Source organism: Pararhodobacter sp. SW119, assembly GCF_017811755.1.
Classification (GTDB): domain Bacteria; phylum Pseudomonadota; class Alphaproteobacteria; order Rhodobacterales; family Rhodobacteraceae; genus Pararhodobacter.
The window spans coordinates 1-1,770 of record NZ_JADDJF010000140.1; the positions used below are offsets into that span (position 1 = coordinate 1).

Here is a 1,770-nt window from a genome sequence, read left to right on the forward strand (position 1 = left end):
ATTGGCTCGCGGCGGTTCTCTACCTCTGGGCGGATGGCGTCTCCTTCAAGCCGCGAATGGCTGAGGAAAAGCAATGTGTTCTGGTGATCGTAAGCGCCGACGAATATGGCCGCAAGGAGCTGCTGGCGATCACCGACGGCTTCCGCAAGAGCACGCAAAGCTGGCGCGAGGTGCTGCTCGATCTCAAGCGGCGCGGCCTGAAACAGGACCCCAAGCTGGCCATCGGCGACAGTGCCCTGGGGTTCTGGACCGCGCTGCGCGAGGTGTTCGCGACGACGCGGGAGCAGCGCTGCTGGGTCCACAAGACCATGAACGTGCTCAACGGTCGTCCACTGGTTGCGCCACTGCTTCGAGCAACCAGTGGAAGACGCCGAAATCCCTGCAAGCTAAGGCCAAAGGCCATCTGCACGATATCTGACAGGCCGAGACGAAAGCCGAAGCGAACGTCGCCTTCGATTTCTTCGTCGCAACCTACGGCGTGAAATGGGACAAGGCGGTCGCCAAGCTGGTCAAGGACCGGGACGCGCTGCTGACCTTCCATGACTATCCGGCCGAACGTTGGAAACACATCCGGACGTCAAACCCGATCGAAAGCAACTTCGCGACAGTCCGGCATCGCACAAAACGCACCAAGGGCGAAGGTGATCAGGCAGGTCGCGGCACACGCTTGCTCTGCTCGACGAAGTCGTCGAAAGCGTGTGGAAGTGGCATCAGCGCGGATCTCTCGACCGCGGACCTTGGCGATGCTGCCCGGTAACCTGCCATGCGCCGTCTCGGCCCGGAGTCCGAGGCAGCGCTCTGACTGGTCATAGGTGAGCACGGCGGTGCGCTTTGCAACTGAAAGATGGTCTCAAGACCCGCTGTATGGCTGCCGCGAACCCGATCCAGCGGGCACACGCAGTTCGCGTGATGCGGCTGCCAGGCGGGAAAACAGGCATTTTTGATTGACATTTGTCACTCGGAAAAACATCCTGCGGTTGTGAGGGCACTGTGCGTGCTATACGTGGGGCATACCAATTGCTTTGACGCGAAGACTCGGAGGCCACTTCATGCGTCAACGCCATTCACGACCGACCCATCCGTGCAATGAAATCCGGCGCGCGATGATTTTCGCGATCGAGGACGATCAGGCAATCCGAACCCTGCTTTCCGATGGCCTCGAAGCCGAAGGGTTTGATTTCAGATCGGCGGGCAGCGTCAATGAGTTTCTGGCCCTCGACTCGAGCAGTGCCGATCTTTTTCTGGTTGATCTTGGTCTACCCGACGGAAACGGATTGTCGGTCGTTCGTCGACTTCGCGAGCAGAGCGACGCCGGCATCATCGTACTGACGGGCCGTTCCGAGGAAACGGAACAAATTCTCGGACTGGAGCTTGGCGCCGACGACTACGTCACCAAACCCTTCCGTCCACGCGAACTGACAGCAAGGATAAACGCGGTGCTTCGCCGATTAGTCCACAACGTGGCCGGTGGCGCCCCGACAGTTGGCCCGTTGACCATTGATCATGCGTTCGGAGAATATCGAGTAAGTCTTGTCGCCCGGCGTGTACTAACAGAGATCGATGAGGAGATAGCTCTCACCTCCGCCGAGTTTGACCTGCTCGCGGCATTGCTCTCGCGTCGCGGGCACGCCCTGACTCGGGAACAAATTCTATACCTGATGAAGGGTCGGGATTGGGAGTTGCACGATCGCGCCGTGGACGGCGTTGTCAGCCGGTTGCGCCGCAAACTACCTTCGCCTCCCGGCCATCCGCCTTTCATCCGAACCATTC

General features: G+C 59.8%; 1 protein-coding gene and 1 pseudogene. Both read left to right on the forward strand.

Annotated features, from left to right (window positions below):
• A pseudogene (locus IM708_RS20885) lies at window positions 1-637 on the forward strand (transposase); the annotation flags it as partial.
• 412 nt (window positions 638-1,049) lie between these two features.
• Window positions 1,050-1,770 (forward strand): response regulator transcription factor (locus IM708_RS20890; RefSeq protein ID WP_245243369.1); only part of this gene is annotated, 721 nt, incomplete at its 3' end.